General features: G+C 32.6%; 26 protein-coding genes and 1 other RNA gene. 8 read left to right on the plus strand and 19 right to left on the minus strand.

Annotation, left to right across the window (positions count from 1 at the left end; all coding sequences use genetic code 11):
* Positions 1–92: 92 nt before the first annotated feature.
* The 3 genes from ffs (at position 93) to fsa (ending at position 1,870) form a co-directional block, all read left to right on the plus strand.
* An RNA gene (gene ffs / locus AC1EUU_RS00235) (signal recognition particle sRNA small type) lies at positions 93–191 on the plus strand.
* Between the two features lie 81 nt (positions 192–272).
* Positions 273–1,076, plus strand: a complete 804-nt coding sequence (locus tag AC1EUU_RS00240; protein WP_480199361.1) for an SDR family oxidoreductase — start codon at positions 273–275, stop codon at positions 1,074–1,076.
* Between the two features lie 140 nt (positions 1,077–1,216).
* Complete coding sequence (fsa, locus tag AC1EUU_RS00245; RefSeq protein WP_480199362.1) at positions 1,217–1,870, plus strand: fructose-6-phosphate aldolase; 654 nt, start codon at positions 1,217–1,219, stop codon at positions 1,868–1,870.
* Positions 1,871–1,919: 49 nt separating this feature from the next.
* Here the strand turns inward: fsa and AC1EUU_RS00250 are convergent, their stop codons facing one another.
* From AC1EUU_RS00250 to AC1EUU_RS00315, 14 genes are all read right to left on the minus strand, one after another.
* Positions 1,920–2,828 (minus strand): hypothetical protein, encoded by a 909-nt coding sequence (locus tag AC1EUU_RS00250; RefSeq protein ID WP_480199363.1) that lies wholly within the window; start codon positions 2,826–2,828, stop codon positions 1,920–1,922.
* Positions 2,829–3,012: 184 nt separating this feature from the next.
* Positions 3,013–4,584 carry a M28 family peptidase gene (locus AC1EUU_RS00255; RefSeq protein ID WP_480199364.1) on the minus strand — a complete coding sequence of 524 codons (1,572 nt, stop codon included), beginning with the start codon at positions 4,582–4,584 and terminating at the stop codon, positions 3,013–3,015.
* 71 nt (positions 4,585–4,655) lie between these two features.
* On the minus strand, positions 4,656–5,135 hold the full coding sequence (locus AC1EUU_RS00260; RefSeq protein WP_480199365.1) for a hypothetical protein: 480 nt from the start codon (positions 5,133–5,135) through the stop codon (positions 4,656–4,658).
* A gap of 3 nt (positions 5,136–5,138) precedes the next feature.
* Complete coding sequence (locus AC1EUU_RS00265; protein WP_480199366.1) at positions 5,139–6,185, minus strand: SMP-30/gluconolactonase/LRE family protein; 1,047 nt, start codon at positions 6,183–6,185, stop codon at positions 5,139–5,141.
* A 301-nt stretch (positions 6,186–6,486) separates the two neighbouring features.
* Positions 6,487–7,041 (minus strand): hypothetical protein, encoded by a 555-nt coding sequence (locus AC1EUU_RS00270; RefSeq protein ID WP_480199367.1) that lies wholly within the window; start codon positions 7,039–7,041, stop codon positions 6,487–6,489.
* Positions 7,042–7,072: 31 nt separating this feature from the next.
* Entirely contained in the window at positions 7,073–7,897 is an 825-nt protein-coding gene (locus AC1EUU_RS00275) for a lipase family protein (protein ID WP_480199368.1), read from the minus strand.
* Complete coding sequence (locus AC1EUU_RS00280) at positions 7,878–8,435, minus strand: N-acetylmuramoyl-L-alanine amidase (protein WP_480199369.1); 558 nt, start codon at positions 8,433–8,435, stop codon at positions 7,878–7,880. The genes AC1EUU_RS00275 and AC1EUU_RS00280 overlap by 20 nt, the downstream gene beginning before the upstream one ends.
* A 9-nt stretch (positions 8,436–8,444) precedes the next feature.
* Positions 8,445–10,880, minus strand: coding sequence for an OmpA family protein (locus AC1EUU_RS00285; protein WP_480199370.1), 2,436 nt, complete (start codon positions 10,878–10,880; stop codon positions 8,445–8,447).
* A 46-nt stretch (positions 10,881–10,926) separates the two neighbouring features.
* Positions 10,927–11,619 (minus strand): hypothetical protein, encoded by a 693-nt coding sequence (locus AC1EUU_RS00290; RefSeq protein ID WP_480199371.1) that lies wholly within the window; start codon positions 11,617–11,619, stop codon positions 10,927–10,929.
* A gap of 11 nt (positions 11,620–11,630) precedes the next feature.
* Complete coding sequence (locus tag AC1EUU_RS00295; protein ID WP_480199372.1) at positions 11,631–13,388, minus strand: hypothetical protein; 1,758 nt, start codon at positions 13,386–13,388, stop codon at positions 11,631–11,633.
* A 126-nt stretch (positions 13,389–13,514) separates the two neighbouring features.
* The gene (gene uvrB / locus AC1EUU_RS00300; RefSeq protein WP_480199373.1) at positions 13,515–15,503 is read right to left on the minus strand and encodes an excinuclease ABC subunit UvrB; all 1,989 of its coding nucleotides are present in this window, start codon (positions 15,501–15,503) and stop codon (positions 13,515–13,517) included.
* A 264-nt stretch (positions 15,504–15,767) separates the two neighbouring features.
* Complete coding sequence (locus AC1EUU_RS00305; RefSeq protein WP_480199374.1) at positions 15,768–16,619, minus strand: ABC transporter permease; 852 nt, start codon at positions 16,617–16,619, stop codon at positions 15,768–15,770.
* A 6-nt stretch (positions 16,620–16,625) separates the two neighbouring features.
* A complete protein-coding gene (locus AC1EUU_RS00310; RefSeq protein ID WP_480199375.1) occupies positions 16,626–17,525 on the minus strand; it encodes an ABC transporter ATP-binding protein in 900 nt (299 codons plus the stop codon).
* 153 nt (positions 17,526–17,678) lie between these two features.
* A complete protein-coding gene (locus AC1EUU_RS00315; RefSeq protein WP_480199376.1) occupies positions 17,679–18,188 on the minus strand; it encodes an IS1096 element passenger TnpR family protein in 510 nt (169 codons plus the stop codon).
* An 81-nt stretch (positions 18,189–18,269) separates the two neighbouring features.
* Between AC1EUU_RS00315 and AC1EUU_RS00320 the strand changes: the two genes are divergently transcribed.
* The 3 genes from AC1EUU_RS00320 to AC1EUU_RS00330 are packed head-to-tail and all read left to right on the plus strand — an operon-like array spanning position 18,270 to position 20,624.
* Positions 18,270–18,689 (plus strand): PaaI family thioesterase, encoded by a 420-nt coding sequence (locus AC1EUU_RS00320; protein ID WP_480199377.1) that lies wholly within the window; start codon positions 18,270–18,272, stop codon positions 18,687–18,689.
* 17 nt (positions 18,690–18,706) lie between these two features.
* Complete coding sequence (locus tag AC1EUU_RS00325; protein WP_480199378.1) at positions 18,707–19,564, plus strand: alpha/beta fold hydrolase; 858 nt, start codon at positions 18,707–18,709, stop codon at positions 19,562–19,564.
* A gap of 1 nt (position 19,565) precedes the next feature.
* Positions 19,566–20,624 (plus strand): chorismate-binding protein, encoded by a 1,059-nt coding sequence (locus tag AC1EUU_RS00330; RefSeq protein WP_480199379.1) that lies wholly within the window; start codon positions 19,566–19,568, stop codon positions 20,622–20,624.
* A gap of 201 nt (positions 20,625–20,825) precedes the next feature.
* Here AC1EUU_RS00330 and AC1EUU_RS00335 read toward each other — a convergent pair whose 3' ends face one another.
* From AC1EUU_RS00335 to AC1EUU_RS00350, 4 genes are all read right to left on the minus strand, one after another.
* Entirely contained in the window at positions 20,826–21,509 is a 684-nt protein-coding gene (locus tag AC1EUU_RS00335; protein ID WP_480199380.1) for a class I SAM-dependent methyltransferase, read from the minus strand.
* 125 nt (positions 21,510–21,634) lie between these two features.
* Entirely contained in the window at positions 21,635–22,189 is a 555-nt protein-coding gene (locus tag AC1EUU_RS00340; protein ID WP_480199381.1) for a hypothetical protein, read from the minus strand.
* 98 nt (positions 22,190–22,287) lie between these two features.
* Entirely contained in the window at positions 22,288–23,163 is an 876-nt protein-coding gene (gene prmC / locus AC1EUU_RS00345; RefSeq protein ID WP_480200748.1) for a peptide chain release factor N(5)-glutamine methyltransferase, read from the minus strand.
* Between the two features lie 2 nt (positions 23,164–23,165).
* Entirely contained in the window at positions 23,166–23,642 is a 477-nt protein-coding gene (locus AC1EUU_RS00350; protein WP_480199382.1) for a GNAT family N-acetyltransferase, read from the minus strand.
* A 38-nt stretch (positions 23,643–23,680) separates the two neighbouring features.
* Here AC1EUU_RS00350 and ribD point away from each other — a divergent pair, with 38 nt between their 5' ends.
* Positions 23,681–24,730, plus strand: a complete 1,050-nt coding sequence (gene ribD / locus AC1EUU_RS00355; protein WP_480199383.1) for a bifunctional diaminohydroxyphosphoribosylaminopyrimidine deaminase/5-amino-6-(5-phosphoribosylamino)uracil reductase RibD — start codon at positions 23,681–23,683, stop codon at positions 24,728–24,730.
* Positions 24,731–25,345 (plus strand): IMPACT family protein, encoded by a 615-nt coding sequence (locus AC1EUU_RS00360; protein WP_480199384.1) that lies wholly within the window; start codon positions 24,731–24,733, stop codon positions 25,343–25,345.
* Here the strand turns inward: AC1EUU_RS00360 and AC1EUU_RS00365 are convergent.
* Positions 25,342–25,746, minus strand: a complete 405-nt coding sequence (locus AC1EUU_RS00365) for an acyl-CoA thioesterase (RefSeq protein ID WP_480199385.1) — start codon at positions 25,744–25,746, stop codon at positions 25,342–25,344. The genes AC1EUU_RS00360 and AC1EUU_RS00365 overlap by 4 nt on opposite strands.
* Positions 25,747–25,879 lie beyond the last annotated feature (133 nt).

Below are 25,879 nucleotides of genomic sequence, written 5' to 3' on the forward strand. Positions count from 1 at the left end.
TAAGAGTTAGACACTTAATTTTTGCGATTTATTAAACAATTAAAAAAGAGCAAAAATCATTGAAAAATTAGAAATAGGTTGTAAATTTGCACCGGCAAGTCCTACACAACCAGCTCCCTTTGAATCCTCCAGGGCAGGAATGCAGCAAAGGTATTAGGTCGTAGCGGTGTGATGTAGGTCGCTTGCCATTTTTTATTTTACTACCTTTCTATTTTCACTTCATTAGTACCACAATCATTCAATTTGTTACATTTGCGGCAAATGAATCTATTATGTCTAAAGTAGTTTTGATTACTGGCGCTTCTTCAGGAATTGGAAAAAGTATTGCCGAATTCCTTTCAGATAAAGGGATGACTGTATATGGAACCAGTAGAAACCCAAATAAGTTAACTGAAACTAATTTTAAACTTGTTGCTTTAGATGTAACCAATACATCTAGTATTAAAGGTGCAATTGATACAGTTATTGAGAAAGAAGGGAAACTCGATATCTTGGTAAATAATGCAGGTATGGGAATTACCGGGCCTATAGAAGATACTCCCACCGATGAAATGCGCCGCGTTTTTGAAACTAATTTTTTTGGAGCCATAGAAGTAATGAAAGCTGTAGTGCCCTTTATGAGAAGGCAAAAGTCTGGACTCATTATTAATGTAACCTCAATTGCTGGCTACATGGGTTTACCTTTTAGAGGAATTTATTCTGCTACAAAAGGAGCGCTAGAATTAGTTACGGAAGCCATGCGAATGGAAATTAGTGAATTTGGAATCAAAGCAGTTAACGTGGCACCAGGTGATTTTGCAACAAATATTGCAGCAGGACGCTATCATACTCCGGTTTTTAACGATTCTGCATATAAAGAAAAATATGCCGCAAATTTGGCGCTAATGGACACTCATGTCGATTCAGGGATGAATCCAAATGAAATGGCCAAAACCGTTTATAAAATAATTAAAACAGAAAATCCTAAGGTGCATTATAAAGTTGGGGCATTCATGGAAAAGTTTTCGATAGTTCTAAAACGCATTCTTCCAGATAAAATTTACGAAAAGCTATTAATGAATCATTATAAGCTATAATCATTGATAGCTTTTAAAGGCAATATTGTGCTCGCATAGTGTTACTGTATAACATGTTAATAATTTGTTCGTTATCCTTTTAGCAACTTTTAGAGAAGCAGTATATTTGCTCAACTTTAAATAAAACTTTAAACAACACAATGAAATTTTTTATTGATACAGCTAATTTAGACCAGATAAAAGAGGCGCAAGAGTTAGGCGTTTTAGATGGTGTAACAACAAATCCATCTTTAATGGCTAAAGAAGGGATTACGGGAGAAGAGAATATCTTAAATCATTACAAGAATATATGCGAAATTGTAGATGGAGATGTTAGCGCCGAAGTGATCTCTACGGATCTTGAAGGTATAATTAAAGAAGGAGAAGCCCTAGCTAAATTACACCCCCAAATTGTGGTGAAAGTTCCTATGATTAGAGATGGTGTAAAAGCTTTAAAATATTTCTCTAGTAAAGGAATTAAAACCAATTGTACTTTGGTGTTTTCAGCTGGCCAAGCACTTTTAGCAGCAAAGGCAGGAGCCACATATGTATCACCATTTATTGGTCGCTTAGATGATATCTCTACAGATGGTTTAGGCTTGATTCAAGAGATTCGTTTAATTTATGATAATTATGGATTCGATACACAAATATTAGCAGCTTCTATTCGCCATACAATGCATATTATGGATTGTGCGAAAATTGGTGCCGATGTTATGACAGGACCATTAAGCGCCATTGATGGTTTATTAAAGCATCCTTTAACGGATATTGGTTTAGAAAAATTCTTAGCAGATTACAGAAAAGGTAACTAATTAGAACTAACTAAATAGAAATAAAAATCCCGCGCAAAGCGGGATTTTTTTATTGTTTAAAATATTCTTTTTTATAATGCTGGCCTAACTCTTTAGTAAGAAGTAATACTTCTGGCTTATCCTTACGAAGTCCAACCTGCCAATTATTAAAGATTTCCCAGTGCTCGTTTTTAAAAATAGGGTTTCCATAAATAGCTATTAATTTTTGCCTAATTCTATTTTCTTCTCCCTTTCCTGTTAAAATCCAAACCACATTTAATTTTCCATTTCCAAAACGTGCTTCCATTTTTCTTGGAAATCCCGCATATTCAATGCCAAAACAATTAAGTTGTACTTGTGCATTTGGGTCAGAACCATCTAATTGCTGCGTATGCATGAATGCACTTTTTGATTTGAAAATTGGTGACAACTTTTCTATATTCCCTCCCATTTCAATAAAGTCAGGAATTTTGGCTGATTGTTCATATTTCGGTTGTGCTGTAATTGATGTTAGGTAAGGATTCTGCCAAGTGAACAAATTGGGATGCGTTGCTTCTTTTGTTAACATCCAAACAATATCATTTTTGGTATCTCCGAAGATCAACTCAGAAAAGTATACCTTATAATCCAAGTAACTTTTGGCAGTATCTTTTCTTTGATTGATTATCACTTCAATGGCATTACCTCGCGCTTCAATATAATTTAACTTGCCATCTGAAAAAGTAAATGCCACTTTTTTTATAATGCCATTTTCGGTTTTAAGATTAGTGCAAATTAAATGGGTTTCAGTCTTGTTAGCCAATGGAAAACTTGGTTTTTTTACATTTACTATTTCTATGGTTTCAGCATTGACCTTTATTTTCTCTTGAACAGCTTCTGGAGATTTGTAAAATAATGACTTATTAAATATAGTTTCTATTTGAGCAGCCATTGATAATGGTATCACTAGTGTGATAAGAATGAACGCGGTTTTCTTCATAAAATTAGATTAAAGTAGGTAGTTATTTAGATAGACGCGGTCAAATTGAACTTTGTTACAGTAATTTTGAAGCAAGGTTAATTTTACTAAGGTTATTTCGTTATTTTAATTTAAGACATATGATATTATAAAATAAAGAACCCTGCAATTAGCAGGGTTCTTTATTACGTATACAAGTAATTTATTATTCTGTTTTTTTATCTGCTTTATCCGCTACAATTCTGCTTTCTCGATTTGCTAATTCCCATGCCGTATGAAATATTAAGCGTGTTCTATTTTCTAAAAGATCATATTCAATTTTATCAGGAGTATCTGTTGGTTTATGATAATCGGCATGCGTTCCGTTAAAATAAAATATTACAGGAATATTGTTCTTAGCAAAATTGTAATGGTCAGACCTATAGTAAAATCGATTCGGATCATTTTCATCGTTATACTTGTAGTCAAGCTCTACATTACAGCAGTCTTTATTTACTTCTTCAGACAAATTATGTAATTCAGTACTTAATTTATCGCTTCCAATAAGGTATATATAGTTTCTATCTCCAGTTGTTCTTTTTGGATCAGTACGACCTATCATATCAATATTTAAGTTCGCTACGGTATTGGCAAGCGGGAAAATGGGATCATTGTCTGTATAATGACGTGAGCCTAGTAGCCCTTTTTCTTCACCGGTAACATGTAAGAATAGAATTGATCTTTTAGGGGCTTGCCCATTTTCAATAGCAGCTTTAAAGGCTTCTGCAATTTCTAACATGGCTACACTTCCAGAACCATCATCATCAGCACCATTGTAGATGTCTTCACCTTTTACACCTTCGTGATCTAGGTGAGAAGAAATTACAATGATCTCCTCAGGCTTTTCAGTTCCTTTTATAAAGGCAACCACATTCTCAGAATCAATTGACTTTGTATTGCTTTTATAACTTAATGCTAAAGGAGCCTTAATTATTTTAGAACTAATATCGGTGTCAACATTTTTTTCAATTGCTTTTGCGATCGATGAATTCACAAAGAAATAGTACATTTTTTCAGTGGCAGCATCTGCCTTCAAGCTTATTTGACCACCTTTACCATATTGATTTGCCACAAAAGAATAGATTTTAGGGGCATAGAATAAGATTCCCTTGGCGCCTTTACTCAAGGCAATTTGCCTTTTAGCGCGATATTGTTGATTTGTTGACCATTGTGATGCTTCATTAGATCCTGAAATAACAAAAGTACCATCCTCTTTTTTAGGTTCTCCGGCTTTGATAAGTACAAATTTTCCTGAAACATCTAGATCATTATAGTTAGAATAATTTTCGGCATCGATTCCATATCCAACATAGGCAATATCGTCGATACTTATTTCACCGTTTTCACCTTCGGTTACAGAAACAAAATCGTCAATAGGTTTAAAGTCAGAATTATTAATTTTTAACGTCATGTCTGGTGGACTTAATTTTTCAAGTGGAACTTTTTGAAAATAATTACCATCACTTTTCGGAGAAGGAACCCCTAAAGAGATATAGTAATTCTTTAGATATTCCACTGCTTTTTTCTGACCGGGTTCACCAGTTTCGCGTCCCTGAAATTCATCAGAGGCATAAGTATACAAGGCTTCTTTTAATTCTTCTGCTGTGATTGTATTTGCAAAATAATTGACATTTTGTTTGGGTTTAGCTTCCGGTGCTTTCGTTGTTGTTGTAGTTTTAGAAGTACCGCATGCTATAAGTAACGTTGTTGCACTTACAGCCAAAAGTATTTTTCTCATGGATCTAATTTTAGGAGTACGATAATACGAAAATAACCGCAAATATGGATAATGACTCTTAACAGGCTTTTTTATTTTGATAATAGTTCTTCTAATTCAACGGTATAATCATGCCTTAGATCTTCGTGAAGGGTAGTAATTAATTTTCTGATCGCAAGTATTTGCCGATTAAAAATATTGATTAACGTTTGATTTCTAGCAATAGAAGGATTCATTTCTTTTAAAGCTTCGCAAAAATATAATAGTAGTTCTACTTCGGTCTCTTTATTTTTTGAGTAGCGAATGTATTTTTTAACTAATCTTAGTATTTTACGAACACTTTTTTTGATATAGAAATAGCTTTTAGTATTTATCATTTCAAACTGCTCATCCATCTCATGTTTTATGCTTTCAATATATCTAGCTTCATTATCTGATTCAAATAACAAATATGTAAGTAATTCTTTATTTTCTTTTTTGAATTTGGCTAATCTAAGGCATTGCTCAAGTAGTTCTTCTTTAGATCGATATTGAAGTTCTGTTTTTAATTCTTTTATGGTGGCAGCTTTCATAAATTAATCTTTTCTTTTTAAGATTAGAAACGCATCATCCATCACATTACCGGTTAAGATAAGATTACCAAAAGGAGCGGCAACGGTAGATCCAGACATTTCGCTACCATCTTCAACGTAGATTTGTTCAACGGTATAATCTCCTATATTTCGGTAGTCAATTTTAATAATCTCTGATGGAGAAGTTTCTTTTTTTCCTTTGGCGTAGGAAGCGAATCGCAATAAATTAGGATGTGCCCCGATCCATAAATTGCCTTTAGTATCAAACTCTATATTATCAACACCAGTTTTGCAATCAATATTTTCAATAAATTCTAAGGTTCCATCAGTATTTCTTTGATACACTTTCACCAAAAACTTTCGTGGTGAAGCAACAAAAAGCAGATTGCGCTTAGCGTTATAATTAATACCATTTGCATAAGAAATGCCGCCCGCAACCTTAGCGTAGTTTTCACCATCGAAATACATTACATTTGAGATTGATAAACCAGCATAATCCTCTAGCAATCTACCAAAACCCTTGGTGTATTTATGATCATTTGTAAAATAAAACCGATTTGCATCTATCATAACAAGGTCATTGGGGCTAATCATCGTAGCATGTTCTAAAGTTTTTATGTGTTTTAAGTTTTTATTGTGAAGTTTAAAAACTTCTATAGAATGACCTGTTGAGGTATGATTTATAGCCAATATTTTATAAGTACTATCTATTTTGATCATAGAAATACCGTGTGGTGCAAAAGGTTTTTTAAAGCTAGAAGTTAAATGAATAGGTTGATATTTATTGTTCCTTAGATCTAGATAATACAGGCCACCGTGTTCTTCTTGTTTTTTGGGTAATGACTGTCTTGCTGTAGCTGAAATAATTGCAAAACTATCAATAGTGCTTATTGTAATATCCTCTGCACCCGGAATTGGAATTCTTTGAATTATCTCACCATCAAATTTATTTTCAATAGTTCTAAAGAAGCCTGTGGTAATTAAAATATGGGCAACAAAGGCGATAACTATTATTAGAAAAAGAGCTATAATTTTTTTAAGGAGCTTCATGTTAAAAAAGTAAAACCCGAAGGTACCCATTTTTTAAAGAAGTTGAAATTTGTTTAAAAGCTTTGAAGTTTCACTCATTGGTAGCTAAGTAATAGCTATAAATTCTAAAGCCTTAGTTGCTTCGAGCATTAATTTTTAACAAACTTAACACTGGCAGAAGTAAATTTTTGACAGTTAATTTTAACTTCCTTGGTGTGTAAAATAGCAAGTATTGAATCCTTTATTTTGAGTCCATTTGACACCAGATGATGACCTATGAAGGTTATAGATACAGTCTGGCGATTAATGAAGAATTTTTATTTTACATTCTTGTTAGCATTACAAAAAAGAATATAAATTGAGTTAAAACTAATAGTATAATAATGATACTTAAAAGAAAGTTTACCTTGTAACTATTGGATTGCTTTCGTATCGTTTTATCAAATAATTTCTGATCACTATCGTTAAAATATTCCCCATTCACATAGTTCGAAAATATGACATCTATTTTCTCTTCTTCCTTGTCATTTTCAAGGTCATTTTGTAAATCATTATTTTTAATGAGGTTGAATTCTATAGTTAAAAAATCAAACATTCTCATTATTTGAATTGCCTTATTATTATACGTCTTAGTTATATATCTATGAATAACTCCTAGCATTAAAATTATTATAAATAAAATTGCTTGTATAGTAATAAGATCCAAATCCTTTTTTTTGATCATGGTATATTTATTAAAACTAAAAAGCAAGCCACCACCTGCAAAGCTTAAAAACCAAATAACAATTTTTCCATTTTCAGTTATCTGATTAATATCATTTTGATAAATTGATTTCGTATGAGAATTAATTTTCTCTAAAAATTCTTTGAAATTCATAAGAAGAAACAATATTTAGTTAATAATTATTTTATAATTCAGAGCTATTATTGATCGCTTGTAAACTTTCTATATAATGCTCTATTGAATGATTCGTTAGAAATTGTCTTAAAGGTAAATTAAGGGCATATGCCAATCTAGAAGGCCATCTAAAGTTATCTTTGATGTTTTTATCACCAATCCATAATTGGGTTCCTACATGCCAATAAAAAAATGGAGGTGTAAATGGAACGATATCAGATCCGTTAACTATTCTTGTTGTTTTTATTCTAAAACTATCATAATAATTTTTGAAACCCTTCAAACCTACCGCCGGTGACCCGAAGGTAACTACTTCTTGAGTATTTGCTAGCGCGTAATTTTTAAATTTATTAAATAAGTTAATCGCAAAAAGTAATGCCAAAGCTCCGCCTAAAGAATGTCCGGTTATCATAATTTTTCTACCGTTGAACAAATTATGTTCTAAAATATAATGCCATATTGCTTCTATGCTTCTTTTTTCAGTAGGTTTATCCTTGTAATTAATTAATGTTTGTTGAAACCCTCGATGAACTCTAATTGTTTGAAGGTTCTTGGTGCAATTTTTTAATTTCTCGGGGAACAATCTAAAATTTGATACAAACCAGTCGTCTAGATCTCGAGTTCCTCGAAAAGCAAAAATAACTACATCAGCATTCCAAAAGATTCTGCAGAAGCCTTTACCATATGATCCGAAAACAATTTTTTGCATTTCCATTGATTTGGCCTTGTAATAGAGGATTTTTTGATTAACAGGACCAGGATAGACTGCTTTGGAGATTTTGGCCAACTCTATATATCTATCATAATGACTCATTCTAGAGCAAATCGATCGCATTCAAATACGAAATGGCTAGTTTGTTGATTCCAATGGTATTCATAAGGTCACAATCTTTTCTATTAGAACCAAAAAAAGGTTCTACAATTATTGCCGGTGCTTTGCCTGAAACCAATGCTAAATAACCTCGAGAGCCTTTTTTTCTCACTTTTACACCTCTATTTTCTTTTTTTGACCGATTGAATAGCTTTACTTGCTCATTTTGTATAAGTCTAGCGAATTTTTTAGACTTTGCACTTCCACTTGTAAGTACTTCGCTGCCTGAAACTGTAAATACGGCTGAATTAAAATGCAACTCTATAGAATAATCTGCCTTCCATAGATCTACTTTTTTATAGACCTCTTTGATTTCTTTTGAATAAGAATTTTTAAAATGTCTATTAAATATTTTTAACTGAAAAGAAAAGTTAACTGCGTTTTGAGTCATTTTTTGAGCTAATTCACTATTGAAGTCAAATTCTGATCGATTAATAGGGATTATCGATTGTGCTCCTTGATGATGTTGATTATGCCCTATTATTATTGCAATTTTTTTCATAGATTAATTTTAATTAAGAGAAGGGACTGGTTCAGGAAAATAACCGTTTTTTGATTCATAATAATTGAATATAACTTCTACCCTTCTATAAAGTTGTCGTTTTTTTTCAGGATCTTTCTTTTGGCCAATTATTTTTCCAAAATTTTCTTGAATGATATTCTCGTTAATTCCTTCTTCTATGAGAAGCTTTTTAATTTCTTGTGCCCGTTCTAAACCTAAAGATTTATTCTTTGCTGAATCTCCAACCGCATCTGTGTAACCTATTAAACTTACGCCATGAGGTAAAATATCATTAATTATATTTTTTAAGTTGTTTTTACCAGTTTCATTTAAATCTTTTTTGCCAAATCCGAAATAAACATTCGTTTTAAATAATGCAGGATAACTTCTTTGCTTTTTTGATTTTGTTAAATTTTCATTAATAAAATCTTCAACCTCTCCATTATTCTCAGTAAGCATAGAGTCAGCATGTTGTTCACTAATCCATCGGTTCAAAACAATTTTACCATCAAGCATTAAAGTATCTAAGACATCTCCATATTTGCCAATTTTCTTGATCAATTTTTTTTGATGTTTCTCGGTATTGGCAGAAAAAATACTTCCTGTAATTGCTGAAACCAATGTGCCAAGACTATTTTTTGCTATTTTACCTGAATTGGTTCCACTATTTTGTAGATAAATAATTATTATTTTTTTGTTTGGACTAATCAAGTCTCGATATGGAACCAAAACAGAATAAACATCTCTGATGGTAGAAAGACCTGAATTATCATATACTCCGCCATCATAATATTGGCAATTTTTATAAGTAGCACTAGCACTCAAAACAGGAAACATTTGGCTCAGGTTTACTGCCTGTGCGGTACTTATAGTTTTATTTTCATTAATTAGTTTTTCCATCAATTCTTCGTAGTGACTCGTACTATCTGATATTTTTACAGGGGAAATAATACTTTTTTTCCGTTCAGTAATATTGTAGGTGTTTGGAATTAACAAAGGGGTTAAATACGTTGAGTCATTTTCAACATCTTTCTCTTGTATTATTGGAAACTCACTTTTATATGAATAATGATCACCAAAATACTTAGAGAAATAGTTATTCTCCTCATTCATTAATTGTTCATTTCTATTCACATTAAAAGGATAAATTTTTTGAAAGGGGTTGATATAAAATATCCTCATTATACTTGAACTGAAATAGTCTTGATTAAAGAATTTTTTTAAAGAGGCTTTGTTTACAAATGAGCTCGAGTCTTTTTGTGCTAATTTATTTTTCTTAGCATTTAAATATACAGCCGCCCCAACCGAGCTTCCAGAAACTGTTGAGATGGCTAAACAGTTATTATAAAAAGATGACTTCCCTTTCTTAGTGGTTAATGAATCTAGATTGGTTAAGCTGACTGAAGTCCAAAAACCTGCTCGTGATCCACCACCTTGTCCGGCTACTAAATAGATATTTTCATTATTGTTTTTTCTTTTAAGAAGCCATTCTTTGATGTAGGTAGATAACCGCATTCGCTGTATTTTATTTTCATTTTTTGTTGGTTTGGTTTCGATTTCAACGAAGCTTTCATACCCTTTCATGAAAGGATTAATGTTGGCGAATAAGAAAAACAAAAGCAGTAATAATAACGTAAGCGGAATCAATTGTTTAGGCTTAAAAGATGATTTTCTTTTTACTAGGTTAATAAGGTTAGGCGATTTGGCATATAAATAAAAGATTAAAGCAAATAAACCTCTTAATGTAATTATAGACATTAATAATATATCAATGGAACCAATGCCAATTTTGTTTTCAAACCCATCGCCATGAGTCATAGAAATATATGTAATAATTAGTATTAAATTTATGAGAGCTAGCAGCTTAACTACATTTTTTATTTTTGAGCGGTATTTATCTACATGTTCAGATTTAACTTTATTGTTTGGAATTAAAAAGTAAAAACTTGCAGCGCATAACAATAATGTTAGAATACTTAAAAAAGGAAAAACACTAGCTTTTTTATAAAAAATAACAAAACACAAAAGACCAAATGCAAGACCAATAGGAATGATAAGATAGCTAAATACCATCCAAAGCCCATCTTTGTCTGGTAAAGGAGTGTTATTACTACTTTTTTCTTTAAGCTCATTTCTTTGAATTTGTACAAACTTGCTAAGTGTGTAAAAAGAAAAGCTGATAAAACAAAGTAAAAAGGTGGTTATAAAAGGATCATTATTGAAGTTATTAAGGTAAAAAGAAACAATTTCTTTGGTCTGGTTTAACACAAAAACGATAATAACCAATAGCGTACTAAGAATTATATTAATTATGTGTGTAGAATTAACCCTTAAATTATCTAGTTCAATATTTTCTTCTAAGTCATGAGTGTGCTCTTCAATTCTTTTTCTCGTTTCACTATATCTGTCTTTTGCGTATTTGGTTATTTTCTTTCTATCAATCATGGTTAAGATTTTTACAGTTAATTTCAAGCATGATTTAATCTTTGGTTTATTTATTAAGACTTTGTAATAAGTCCTTATCAATTCCTTTATGCTCTAATCCAAAATGAATCGTATTGAGTAATGCCTCTTGTTTGTTTATGGTATCAACGAAACTTCGAAAGTCTTTAAATTCTTTCCCATATAGATAGGGGGGAGTTGATGAATAATCGAATATTTGTTTTTGTAACCTATTATAACCTTGATAACTATCGAAGTTTTTATTAATGGTATCTACCTGTTTGAAAATGGTTGGAAACAAACCATACAAAGCAGAAAGCGCGATAAAAAATATGAGTAAATTTTTAATAATGGGTTCAGTCAAATTCCACCCTTTCTGTGCAACAAAAAAAGATAAGACAGCAGCGATTCCCGTAAGCCAGGGGAAAATAGTAACTCCCGAATAATAATTTTTATAAACTTCAACTAAAATGAATTTGTGATGATTTTTCTTTTCTTCCATTATATCTAACTTCGATAGTAAAAGTCTTATCTCATCACTGCTTAAAGTTGATTGTTCTTTTGTCTTGGCTCTTTCTTTTTTATAAGCATTTTCAAGAGGTTCAAATGCATGTTTGCTTTTACATTCAAAAAAGGTTCTAAAACGATACCCGGCAATAATCAAAATGCTAAATATTAATAAAATAGCTAACGTAATGTAAATCCACTTAGGTAGGTTTTTTAAACTTGTAAGTAATTCCATAATTAGTCAAGTTATTTATTCTTTTTAAATCGATTAACTAGTGAGGTTAAATTGGTTGCGTAGCCCACCATCACTTGTGGGTAGATATCAGAATTTTCTGTATGATAAATCGCACCTAAACGGGCATAAACACCCCCTTTAGATTTTTTCGGATCAGTTAGCCAATAAAAGTCAGCTTTAAGATTAATAATATTATGCTTTAAAAAGATAAGTTTGTTGTGACCTTGATCGATCATAAGTGAGCTAACTGTATTGCCATCTATAATCTCACTATCGTTATAGCTTAAGTTTTCAAAACTAACTCCAACATCAGCTCCAAAATTGGTTTGAGGTCTAATTTCTATATTCAAAGTTGGGCCATGACTAAATGAAAATACTTGTGAGGAAGTTTCGTTGTCTTGGGCAATTGTAGTATTGGTAAACCTGATTCCTGTTCTATAGAAATTTGTGTTATAACCTAAAGAGATATAAGAGAAAAAACCTTTAGCTTCATGTGATAAGAGTTCTAAATTTAATCTCCCGTTCATGTTATTTTTTCTCAACAGGTCAAAATGAGAGAATGTACTACCATCTACTATATTAATAAACTGAGCATCATTTTCAAAACCATTGTATAATGCTAAATTTAATTCTGTAGTTAATTGACGAATCCATGTCCATTTCTTTTTGTTTCTTTGATTAAGAGGTAGTAAAAGCCGTGCTTGTGCATTTAATAGGTTATTGTCGTTGGAACCATCAAAACCCAATAAATCAGTGAATATCACTGCAGTAAAAAAATCAAAAAAGCGTCGTTGTATAACTTTTTCATCATGATTTACTGTGTCTAGTTTTATTTCTGCATTTGCGATAGAAAAATTAAAATGTTGATCAGACATATAGTCTAACACATCATTATAATCCATTTGATATTTTACCGAATCTATCCAAAAAGTTTGGGTACTACCACTACCACTTCTATTAAAATATCTAAGGGGAATGCTATAATCTTTATTAAAGATAATAACCTTTTTATTATGTTTTGTGAATTGTGCAGTAGCTTCTATAACAATTGTTGAAGCCTTATTATTAAAGAAATTAATATAAACGGTATCTATTAATAGCTCAGGCTTATTTCCTAAAAAAAGAGAATTGATTTGTTTTTCTTCTTTTTTGCTACGATCGTAGTAATAGTAGTTTTTTGACAGTAGAGACCTTTTAATAGTATTATTTTCCTCATTTGATTTTTTAGTTTCCTTTTTTAGATTAGCCAGATAAACAACTTCATCATTTTTAAAAACCGCTATAGGTTTAATCTTTACTCTTTTATGAAGTCTCAATTTGCCGGAGTATTCAATTTCATCTTCATCAACAAGTTTTGCGGTTCTAAGTTCTTCATCAAGTTCATTCAAAACGGCTTCTCTATACCTGTTATTATTTCTTTTAAAAGTGCTAATGATTTGTGATTTTTGTTCATGTTCTACATTTTCTATTGTAAGGCCGGTTCCGAATCCATGATGAATTTCTTTTACTAATCCGTTTAAATAGATATTTTCGTTAGCGTTGGTATCAAATCTTTTAGTGGTGTGAACTTTAGAAGTATCTGGTAAAGTTATTTTGATTATAAACGAGTTGTTTTGGTATTTAAATTCAAGACTATAGACAGTACTTCCTATTAATGCATTATCAAAGAAGGTGTATGTCTTTTTCTGTTCTTTTTTTGGATCTTGAGAATATGTAGTAGTGTGAAAAAGATGAAAACATATAAAAAGTATTATAATGAGGTTTTTCATCTTTGAAGGGGGTTTGACTAGTACTCCTTCAAAATTAAGCTCGAATGGGTATAATATTCAAGAGGGAAAACCCTTAATTTGAATAGGCTTTTTCCTGTTTTTTTAAAAGGTTTTTTCCTGTGATGATTACAATTGTTCCTTTAACACCTTAATCTCATCACGTAACTGAGCAGCAGCAATAAAGTCCAAAGCTTTAGCGGCTTCTTCCATTAATTTTTGACGATCTCTAATACGCTTTTCGATTTCCGGCTTAGGTAAGTATTCTAAATCTTGTTCTGCAGCTTTTAATGCCGCTGCATCATAATGATAAGAAGTGATATTATTTTTTGTTAGACTATCGTCAATATTCTTTTTAATCTGCTTTGGTGTAATATTATTAGCTGTATTATAGGCTATTTGCTTTTCACGACGTCTATTGGTTTCATCGATTGTTAATTGCATGCTGTTCGTGATCTTATCAGCATACATAATAGCTTTACCATTTACATTTCGTGCTGCACGCCCTACGGTTTGCGTTAAGGAGCGATGACTACGTAAGAATCCTTCTTTATCAGCATCTAATATTGCCACCAATGAAACTTCCGGTAAGTCCAGTCCTTCACGCAAAAGATTAACACCAATCAATACATCAAATAAACCTTTACGCAGATCTTGCATGATCTCTACGCGCTCAAGCGTATCAACATCACTATGTATATAGCGACATCGAATTTGAATTCTACTAAGATATTTAGTAAGTTCTTCAGCCATTCGCTTCGTTAATGTAGTTACCAAAACGCGTTCATCTATTTCTACTCGCTGCTGAATTTCTTCGATGAGGTCATCAATCTGATTTAAACTAGGGCGTACATCAATTTCTGGGTCTAATAGCCCTGTAGGTCTAATTACCTGCTCTACAAAAACGCCTTCTGTTTTTTGCAATTCATAATCTGCAGGTGTGGCACTTACATAAATAACCTGATTTTGTAGCGCTACGAATTCTTCGAATTTCAAAGGCCTGTTATCCATTGCGGCAGGTAATCGAAAACCGTATTCCACTAGATTCTCCTTTCGTGATCTATCACCTCCATACATGGCATGTACTTGTGGTATGGTTACATGACTTTCATCAATCACCATTAAATAGTCATCTGGAAAATAATCTAATAAGCAGAACGGTCGCGTTCCTGCATCTCGACCATCGAGGTAACGTGAATAATTTTCAATACCTGAGCAATAACCCAATTCACGTATCATTTCTAAATCAAACTCGGTTCTTTCTTTAAGACGTTTCGCTTCTAAATGTTTTCCGATTTCATGAAAATAATCTACTTGTTTCATCAAGTCTTCCTGAATACTATGAATGGCTTGTTGCAATACATCTGGTGAAGTCACAAATAGATTTGCTGGATAGATATTCAGTTTACTATATTTTTCAATGATCTTATTATTAACAATGTCAAAACTTTCAATTTCTTCGATTTCGTCACCAAAAAAATGAATTCGATAACCATAATCACCATAAGATGGAAAGACCGTGATTGTATCACCTTTTACTTTAAAGGTGCCACTCTTAATTTCAAAATCAGTACGCGAATAAAGACTTTGAACTAATTGATGCAAAAATTTGGTGCGTGGAAGTTTTTGATCAACTTCGATAGAGATTACATTCTTTTTGAACTCTATTGGGTTTCCGATACCATATAAACAAGAAACGGATGCTACCACTAATACATCTCGACGACCAGAAAGTAGCGAAGATGTTGTGCTTAAACGCAAGCGCTCAATATCATCATTGATAGATAGATCTTTTTCAATATAAGTACCTGAAACAGGAATATATGCTTCAGGTTGATAATAGTCATAGTAAGAAACGAAATACTCAATGGCATTGTTGGGAAAGAACTGTTTAAACTCTGAATATAGCTGAGCGGCTAAAGTTTTATTGTGTGCTAAGACAAGTGTTGGGCGTTGTATTTCTTGTACCACGTTCGCAACGGTAAAGGTCTTACCTGATCCGGTAACGCCTAATAAAGTTTGACCATCATCACCAGAAGAAATCCCTTCACTTAATTGTCTAATTGCTTCAGGTTGATCGCCGGTTGGTTTAAAATCAGATTCTAGTGTAAACTGCATTCTACAAAAATAACTGAACTATTTTATTTAAGAACGTGCAACGAATTAATATTTAGTTAATACTGCATATTAATTTTAACATTAACTGAATATTAAAAGACGCTTTTTTAAAACTGGGTTAACAAAAAGAATTATGATACCACTTAAATTTGTGGTATTCATAAATTACATATTTATTTGGGTTAGTAAAAAGATGAGCATTGCTAGGTTAGGGGCAATGCTCTTTCTTTTATGATGTTTTTATTAAGAAGTACATACAGCCATTTATAGGTCTCTTTTCTTCAATAATCGGTATGACAGATAGATAAAGATGAAGGTCCAAGCTGATACAATGATCATATCCGTAAATTGTACTGAGAAATCTTTTGATAGGTCTTCCCCCACTTGTTTTGCTACACTTTGTACTGCATTTAGACGCGTAAAAGGTTCTTTAATAAGATTAGCCATTGACTCTAAAGGTAAGAACTGCATAAGCTGATTCACTTTGTCACCAATATCTCCAAAATCATTGTCTTTAAATTTCCAATATAAAAATCCCTTGAAGATACTTTCAGCAAAAAACCAAACTAAAATACCTCCTACGGCAAAAGCAGATCGTTTTACCAAAATACCCATAAATAAACCAAAAGAAAAGAAACCTACCAGTTTTAAGAAAAAGGCAAATAGGTATTCAAGATCAGAAAATACAATTGCAAATTCGTTATAATCAGAATAAGAGTACCCTAAAATTAATGATACAATGAAAACAAAAACTGTAGAAATGGCTGCAAAGGCTAAAACAGTATAGAATTTTGATAGAATAAATTCTTTCTTACTCAATCCGTCTATGAGGTTCTGCTTTAAGGTCTTATTACTGTATTCATTGGCCATCATAGAAACGATCACTAATAATAAGAAGAACTTAAAAATGGCCGCCATAAACGTATTAAAGTGCCAGATATATGGAAAGTTAAAAATTCCTTGATCTGCTAGATGAAATTTAACGGGCCCAATGTCAAATTTAATTGCCGCGATAAGGGCGATAGATGTTAATAAAGCAAAGTAAATAATTGATAAAACTCTACTCGCTCGATTGTGTTTTAATTTATGAAATTCTATATCTAAAAGTCGTAACATGGTTGATTAGTTGTTGTTGGTTAAGGTTAAGAATTGTTGTTCTAAGCTTGGTTTACGTTTCACCAAATGTGAAAGGACCACGCCATTTTTAAATAGGTATTCATTGATCTCCGCAGCCGATAACTCTTCATTTAGCGTAGCAATTAATTTACCCTCTTCATGTTTTACAGTACTTATAGATTTATGCTGTTCTAACAATTCTTTGAGTTTGTCTTCTCCATTTTCTGTGTTTAATTCAAAGAATCCCGATGTGGCTACGATTTCATCTACGCGCCCGTCATATAATTTTTTCCCTTTACGGATAACAACTACATGAGAACATACTTTCTCAACTTCGTCCAACAAGTGTGATGCTAATAAAATAGTTGTACCATTAGAAGCAATTTCCTTAATAATTTTACGAATCTCGTGAATACCTTGAGGGTCCAATCCATTTGTAGGCTCATCTAAGATCAATATTTCAGGATCATTTAGCAATGCCGAAGCAATAGCCAAACGTTGCTTCATTCCTAATGAATAGGTTTTAAATTTACTATCTTTTCTTTCGTAAAGGTTAACGATTTTTAATTTCTCATCAATCTTATCATGAGGCACTCCTTTAATCTTACAAATTAATCTAAGATTTTGAGTAGCTGTCATGTATGGATAGAAATTTGGCCTTTCAATGATAGCACCAACTTTCTTCAAGGCATTGTGAGTAGAAATGGTTCCGTCAAACCAACTAAAATCGCCAGAGGTTTTATTTACTACGTTTAAAATAATTCCCAAAGTAGTTGACTTTCCGCTCCCATTGGGCCCCAAGATGCCATATACATTGCCTTTCTTTATATCGAATGATAAATTATTAACAGCATGGACTTTTCCGAATTTTTTATCAAGGCTTTTAAGAGATAAGATTGTTTCCAAGGATAAGATTGTTTTGGTTGTTGTATAGTATGACGACGAAAGTTAAAAATTGTAACATTATTTCATAAATTCCCTTGCTATTTTATAACAACGGCAATAAGAGAATTTCATTAAGAGCAGTAATTATTATGAAGTTGTAAGTGATGAAATAGATTAATTCATCAGGTCGTCAAAATTGTCGAAATCTAATTCGTCAATATTAAAATCATCATTTTTCACATTAGAAATGTCGTCAATGTGCTCACTTTTAAATTCTTTTTCAGGAGCTTTATCGGGCACATTTCCTAAAGACAATAATAATAAGGGAAGCTCATGTTCACTATAGTCGTCATTAATATCAACCAATTCTACAAAAAATGACCACATGGAGAAAAAGTCATAAACATAAATAAGCTTCGATTTTTGCTCATCAATAATTTCAGAAAGTAAAATATGTTGCATAGTTAATGCATCGCCATTTTCACTCATGTCGAATAATGGAATTTCTTCTCCTTGATTCCAATTATCATCAGTTGTAAAAAATGAAGCCATTTCAGAGCCATCAAAACCAAAGGCATTTGTAATGGCATTATGCAAATCTTCTAGAGAATTTTCTTTGTGAATCGCAATTTCTCTAATCACATCTTGCTCAGTGTCTAATATGATACGAAGTTTATAGATCATGTACAGTTCTAATTCTGCGCAAAGTTAGCTATTTTAGCGTCATAAAAACGATAGTTTTTATATTTTAATCCGTTACATTTTATGACAGAAAAAAGTAAAATATTAGAAATGATGAATGCGGTTTCTAAAAATACACTCATGGAAACGCTAAGTATAGAATTTTTAGAAGCCCATAAAGACAAAGTAGTGGCTAAAATGCCGGTAACTCCCAAAGTACATCAACCAGATGGTGTTTTACATGGCGGAGCAAGTGTGGCATTGGCAGAAACTGTTGGTAGTTTTGCTTCGGTATTAAATATAGATATGGAAAAACAAATGGTTAGAGGCATGGAAATTTCAGCGAATCATATTAGAGGAATACGAGATGGATACGTTACTGCTACTGCAAGTGCCTTACATAAAGGTAGAACTACTCATCTATGGGAAATTCGAATTGAAGATGAAGAAAATCGATTAATATCTTTGTGTAAGTTGAGTACCATAATTTTAAAGAAAAAATAAGCTAGCCATAATTTTACATGAGAATTCTAAAAAAGATCTTAAAAATAATCGGAATTGTTCTTTTCGTGCTTTTGGTAGGACTATTAATTGCAGCACATCAATTTTTGAAACCAGATTCTGATGAAGAGATTATTCAAAAATTAACGACTGATTATATAAAACCAACGATTACTTATAATTCATACAATGATTATAAATATAGAGTTATCCAACTACAGGAGAAAATAGATACAACATTACCTATTTTAGTTTTTGTACATGGTTCGCCGGGTTCTGCGATGGATTTTCAGCGCTATTTAAGAGACTCGTTGTTAAATGCTAAATCTAATATTATTACCTATGATCGTGTGGGGTATGGTCCCAATAATTTAGGAAAAACTCCTGCCGAAATGAAGGTAGAATTAGGAGTGTTGCATGATTTACTACAAGCTTACCCTAAAGAAAAGATTGTTTTAGCCGGTTATTCTTATGGAGGTCCGGTTGTATTGGCTTCAGATAAAGAATATAAATACAAAGTATCTATGGCTAGTGCTGTAGTGGGTGAATACGAACCTATGTTTAAGGCATTAACTTTTTATAAATGGAAATTAACACGTTGGTTAATACCTCCAAAAGCTAGGGCAGCAGCGAAAGAAAAATATGCACATGTAGAGGAGTTTCCTAATTATAAGGATGTTTGGAATCAAAGCCCTACAAAAATTATCAATATTCATGGTGATCAAGATTGGATTGTTCCCTATAAAAATTCCGTATTTCTACAAAAGGTAATCGATAAAGATAAATTTACAATGGTAACAATACCTGGTGGTGGTCATGATCTTATTTGGTCAGATTTTGAATTAATAAAAAAGGAAATCTTAAAAACATTAAACTAGCTTGAAACTCGATGAACTTTTAGAAAAGGTAAAGGTGCAACATGCATTGAACTTGCCTTTTGTTATCTATAATAAACCGAAAAGTAATTCAGTTAAGGCTTATTTTCAAAAAGATCCAACACCTCATTTTTTAGAAGATTATACGAGCAAAGGGTTTGTTTTCGCACCTTTTGATACTAATAAAAAATCAATTTTTATTCCTGAGAAAGAGGCAGAATGTATTCATGTTGAATTTTCTGAAATAGCTATTGTTAAAGCTGAGAGTGGATTTCTTCTTGTAGAAGAGGAGGTTTCAAAAGCTGGGCATTTAGAGCTAGTTGCAAAGGGGATTGAGTTTATTAAGCAAACAAAAACAGCTAAGGTTGTGCTTTCTAGAAAAGTAGCGCTAAACCTTACTTCATTTTCAATTGTAGAGATTTTTAAACGGTTATTGAGCCATTATCCAATGGCAATGACCTATGCCTGGTTTCACCCTAAAACAGGATTATGGATAGGCGCAACTCCCGAAACGCTGCTATCAATGCATGAAAAGCGATTTTCTACCATGGCCTTGGCAGGAACGCAATCATATAATGGGAGTATGGCGGTTAAATGGCAGCAGAAAGAGAAGGAAGAGCAGCAGTACGTTACTGACTTTATAACTACTGCCATTGAAGACAGCGTAATTCAATTAAATGTTTCAGAACAGCATACTGTAAAGGCCGGGAATCTATTACACCTAAGAACAGATATAGCTGCTACTTTAAAAGAGAGTACTGATGTGGAGTTGTTGATCAAGAAGTTGCATCCAACACCCGCTGTTTGTGGCGTACCACAACTAACAGCAAAACAATTTATTATAGAAAACGAAGGTTATGACCGTGAGTTTTATACCGGTTTTTTGGGCGAATTGAATCTCGATGATCAAATAAACTTATTTGTCAATCTTCGCTGTATGAACATTGATAATAAACTTGCAAACCTTTTTATTGGTGGAGGAATTACAGCGGATAGTATTCCTGAAAAAGAATGGCAAGAAACGGTTGAAAAAAGTATGGTAATGCGGAAAATAATTCAGTAAAAAAATAGCCTTAGCTTTTTATGACTAAGGCTATTTCTTCCCTTTTTTTAATTCTTAACTTACTTGTAGTTTCTAATTGTTAAGTTAATAATCTTTTTTACTCTTCGTATTTAAGACAACCGGAGCTTTAAAATTCCTACCTCAAAAGAATATTTTTTTTGAAATATTTTTTAAATTATTGATAATCAGAAAAATAAACTTCTATTTTTTTGCCTTAAAATGGGTCCAGTATTTATCTTTTATAACGATTTCAAAGTTTCTAAAACCAATTTCGCGAAGCCATTTTAAGTGATCTTCTAGGCTTGTAGGCTTATCAAATTCGTCATAATGCTCCATGATCCAAGTCCATTTTTCGCCATCTGGAAAGTTACCATTGACTAAATTTCCCCATTGACCAATTAGTTGCGGATGATCAAGGCTTGTTTTATCGACCATTAGATCAGAAATGGTAAATATTCCTCCAGTTTTTAACGAAGTATATATTTTTTCAAACACATCCTTTTTTTCAACACCTGTACAATGATGTAAACTAAATCCGGCACTTATAATATCGTAGTGATGTTCAGGGAAATCATAAGCATTGAAATACGACTCTACCAAATTAATTTTATAATCCTTAAATCGATTGCCACAAATATTTAGCATTTCAGTAGAGGCATCCAGCAAGGTGTAACGAGCATTTTTAAAAAGCTTTAATAATTGCTCGGTAACATTACCGTTACCAGAACCAAGGTCTAAGATGTTTTGAGGACTAAAGTTAGTTGCATAACCATTAGAAAAACATGACAATAAAAAATCATAATGCGGTACGCATTTTTGCATATCACTTGTGTAGTTTTTTGAAAACTCATTAAACTCAGATGCTATGTTGTCTTGTATTTTCAAGTTTGGTTATAAGTTTGTATTCGATTAGCATTAGCACTTTCTCGATATAAATTTAATTAAAAAACAATAACAGCCAGTTGTTTTTGCAAGTTATAACAAGAATTAGATATAGCTACTTCGCGAAGTTATTTGTTTAGGGGGATTGAAATTCCAATTGCGGCCGCTCCGGCAAATTGTTCCACGCTTGGATGGAAATAATATGTAAAAGCAATATCGAAATTGCGTTTGGGCCCTAGTTCCAGTCCGATAGAAAAAGGAATATGGAAAATTAATCCGCTGTCTTTTATATTGGTTAGTGGCGTAAAGGTCTCAAAAGAACCAATTGATGCTCCTATTCCTAATTCCACATACGGAGCTACCCACGGAATTGGAGCAGTAGTCCTTGCCTTTCCACCAATTAGAAAGGCATTTGCCGTCGCTTTGAATTGAGGTGAGTTTTGCTCATTGTCATCGGCTTTGGTCAATATTAAGCCCGCATAAGGCCTTACATCGATCCATTTAGCGAGTGTCATTACATATTCTCCTTGCAAATAAAACCCCGAACCTGAAATATCAACATCATCATAAGACGCACTCAATCCATAACCTACAGAAACGTCAATTGATTTTTCTTTTATGAGTTGAGCATTTACCTGAGCAGAAGCCAAAATGATCCATAATATCGCAAAGATTTTTTTCATTGTATAATTCAATTTAAATAAGATTCTTTTCTATTGAATGGTTGATACCAAATAAGCGGGCGAATTTCGGAGAAATTTTAATAATATACAATAAGAGTTTACAAGCTTGCTTTGATCATCCTATCATTGCTAAACAAGTCTTTTCTCAAGGTTACATTTTTGAACCCTTTTCTTTCTAAGAGATGCACGGTTTCTTTACCCAAATATTGATTGATCTCAAAAAATAATAACCCGTTTGTATTGAGTTGATCTTTTGCGATTTCAGCTATTTTATCATAAAAAAGTAAAGGTTTTGAATCATTAACAAATAATGCTAGATGAGGTTCGTTGTCTAGAACATTTGCTTTAATTTCTTTTTTCTCATCCTCTAAAACGTAGGGCGGATTGGAAACAATAATGTCAAATGTTAAAGAATTTTTTTCCGAAGAAATTGGGATCGAAATAGCAGAAATATTTAGAATATCCTGCTGGATAAAATTCACATTAACTTTGTTTAGCTTGGCATTGTTTTTTGCAACTTTTAAAGCTTCTTTTGAAACATCAAGCGCATATACAATAGCATTTGGCAAGTGCTTGGCAAGAGAAATTGCAATACAACCACTTCCGGTTCCAACATCTAGAATATTTAATTGTCTGTTGCTATTTTTAGTCTCTCTAATGATCCAATCTACCAATTCTTCCGTTTCCGGACGTGGTATTAGCACATCATTGGTAACCTTAAACGACAACCCGTAAAATTCGGTTTCACCTATAATATATTGTATAGGTTTTTCATGTTTTAGTGCTAACAATGCGTTCAAAAGAAAATCTAAATCACTAGTTTCAATTGTTAGGTTCGGTTGCATGGCAATATCAATCCTAGAGCGTTCTAATTTAAATTGAATCAATAATTGAAAAAAAGATGCAATTTCTTCTTTGGGGTATAATCCATTTAAATCGGTATTGAATGTAGCTCGTAATTCTTTTATGGTCATATTTACAGATCTTTTAGCATCCATATGCCGCAAGCAGTATGTCCGGTGCTGCCAATTGAGCCTTGTAAGTGTTTAAATCCATTCTTTTCGTAGATATTAATGGCTGAGGTCATGCTGGGGTCAGATTCTAAATAACATTGTTTATAACCAAGTTCTTTGGCAGCCAGTAGGCATGCATCAAAAATTTGTTTTCCATAGCCTTTACCACGTGCGGTGGTTTTTAAATACATTTTTTGAAGTTCGCAAACGGTGGTATCATAGCCTTGTAATGGTTTTATGCCGCCACCGCCAATAACTTCATTGTTGACTTCAGCAACAAAATAAATGGCATTTTCACCTTGATACGCTTCATACATCGCCTTTGTATCGTTATCCTCATAGGCACTTCCAGTTGTTGGTAAACCAAATTCAACAATAGTTGACTTTATAATTTCTTCAATTTCTTGATTATCTTTTGCTTGTATTTTTCTAATGATCATTACTAGAGAACTATATTGTAAAACTGTACATTTGTGCTGTGAAGATACACGAAAAATACATATTACGTTGTCTTGAATTGGCTAAAAACGGATTAGGTACAACAAACCCAAATCCAATGGTAGGATGTGTGATCGTTCATCAAGAAAAAGTAATTGGAGAAGGATTTACTAGTCCGTATGGAGGAAACCATGCCGAAGTAAATGCAATTCATTCTGTGAAGGACACTTCATTGCTTAAAGATTCAATTTTGTATGTTAGTTTAGAGCCTTGTAATCATTATGGAAAAACTCCGCCATGTTCTGATTTAATCGTGAAAAGCGGAATCAAGAATGTGGTCATTGGTTGTGTAGATCCGTTTGAAAAAGTAGCTGGTAGCGGAATTCAAAAGCTTAAAGCTAATGGCTGCAACGTTATCGTTGGTGTATTAGAACAAGAATGTATAGAAAGTAATCAACGCTTTTTTACATTTCACAAAAAAAAACGTCCGTATATTATCTTAAAATGGGCAGAAACCCAAGATGGTTTTATTGATATAAGTCGAGAAGTAGATTCCAAAGAAGAAGCAAAGCCAAATTGGATTACAAATCAATATTCTCGTCAAATTGTTCATAAATGGAGGGCAGAGGAGGACGCGATTCTCATAGGAACAAACACAGCTTTAAAGGACAATCCTACATTAAATATACGTAATTGGACAGGTACAAATCCGGTTAGAGTTATTTTAGACAAAAATCTTCGAATTCCAAAAAACTATACCATATATAATGGTGAAGTGAAAACGATCATTTTAACCGAGCAACAAGAAAAATCATCTAAGAATTTAATCTTTGAAAAACTTGATTTTTCGGAAAATATAGCCAAACAAATCTGTGATGTTATGTATAAACATAATTTAGTATCTGTGATTATTGAAGGAGGTCAACAAACCTTGCAAACTTTTATAGATGCTAATTTATGGGATGAAGCTAGAATATTTAAAGGGACTACGGCCTTTAGAAATGGTGTTAAAGCTCCAAATATTTCGGGAAATATAATATCCAAAGCTACCTTTGCAGATGATGAATTAGAGATTTTAAGAAACTGTTAATTGCAAGCTTTAGACACATATAAAACGATCTCAAAACCCTCAGCAGAGGCTTTATTTAAGGATAGGGGAAGTAAGTTTTTAGGTTATGCTTTTCCGTTGCATAGTGAAGATCAAGTAAAAGAGATTATAGGCACCTTAAAGGAAAAACACCATAAAGCTCGTCATTGGTGCTATGCATGGAGACTTGGAGTTGAAGAGGGAAAAATGCATTTTAGAGCGAATGATGACGGAGAACCAAATAATTCGGCCGGACTACCTATATATGGGCAAATACTATCAAAAGAAGTAACAAATGTTCTTGTGGTGGTTGTTCGCTATTTTGGAGGAACAAAGTTAGGTGTGAGCGGACTCATCAATGCTTATAGAGCAGGGGCAGAGTTGGCTTTAGAAGCTTCAAATATTGTTGAAAAAACGATAGAAGACACACTAGAACTCGTCTTTGAATACAAAGATATGAATAAGGTAATGCGTGTTGTTAAAGAGCAAAACCTGACTATAAAAAGTCAAAAAATGGAATTAAAATGTGAGTTTTTGATTTCAGTTAGAAAAAGTGAAACCGAACGAATTAAGAATATTTTTGAGAGCTTACGTTGCTTAAAATTAAAGGAAATTTAGAATAAATTTTCAACTTTTTCAATAATATAGGCGGGTGCTTTAGTAGGCCTATTTTTTTTCATATCTATAAATACTAGCGAGCAGTATGCCTTAGTGAGTAATTCTTTTTGCTCATTAAATAACTCAAAATCAAATTCTATTCTAACCGAAGGCGTTTTTATTAGGGTAGTTTTTAAAGTAAGTAAATCGTCATATTTGGCCGGCTTTAAATAATCTATGTTTAATTTTAAAACGGGTAACATAATACCGAGCTCTTCCATACGTTTATATGATAGGCCAAGGTTACGCAACCATTCAACTCTGCCCATCTCAAAGTATTGAGCATAGTTGCCATAGTAAACATAGCCCATTTGGTCGGTTTCGCCATATCTGACGCGGATTTCTATAGAATGTGATCGCATTTTTGAATTTTCGAAATGGTCAGAGTTTACGGAAAAAAAAATTAAAAATCAATAGTAATTTTATTTTTTTATGACAAAAAATATTCACACTTTTGTAACACTAAAAAAAGAGAGAATAAGCCCTTAAAACGAG

This window comes from Maritimimonas sp. 2205BS37-2 (genome assembly GCF_056591755.1).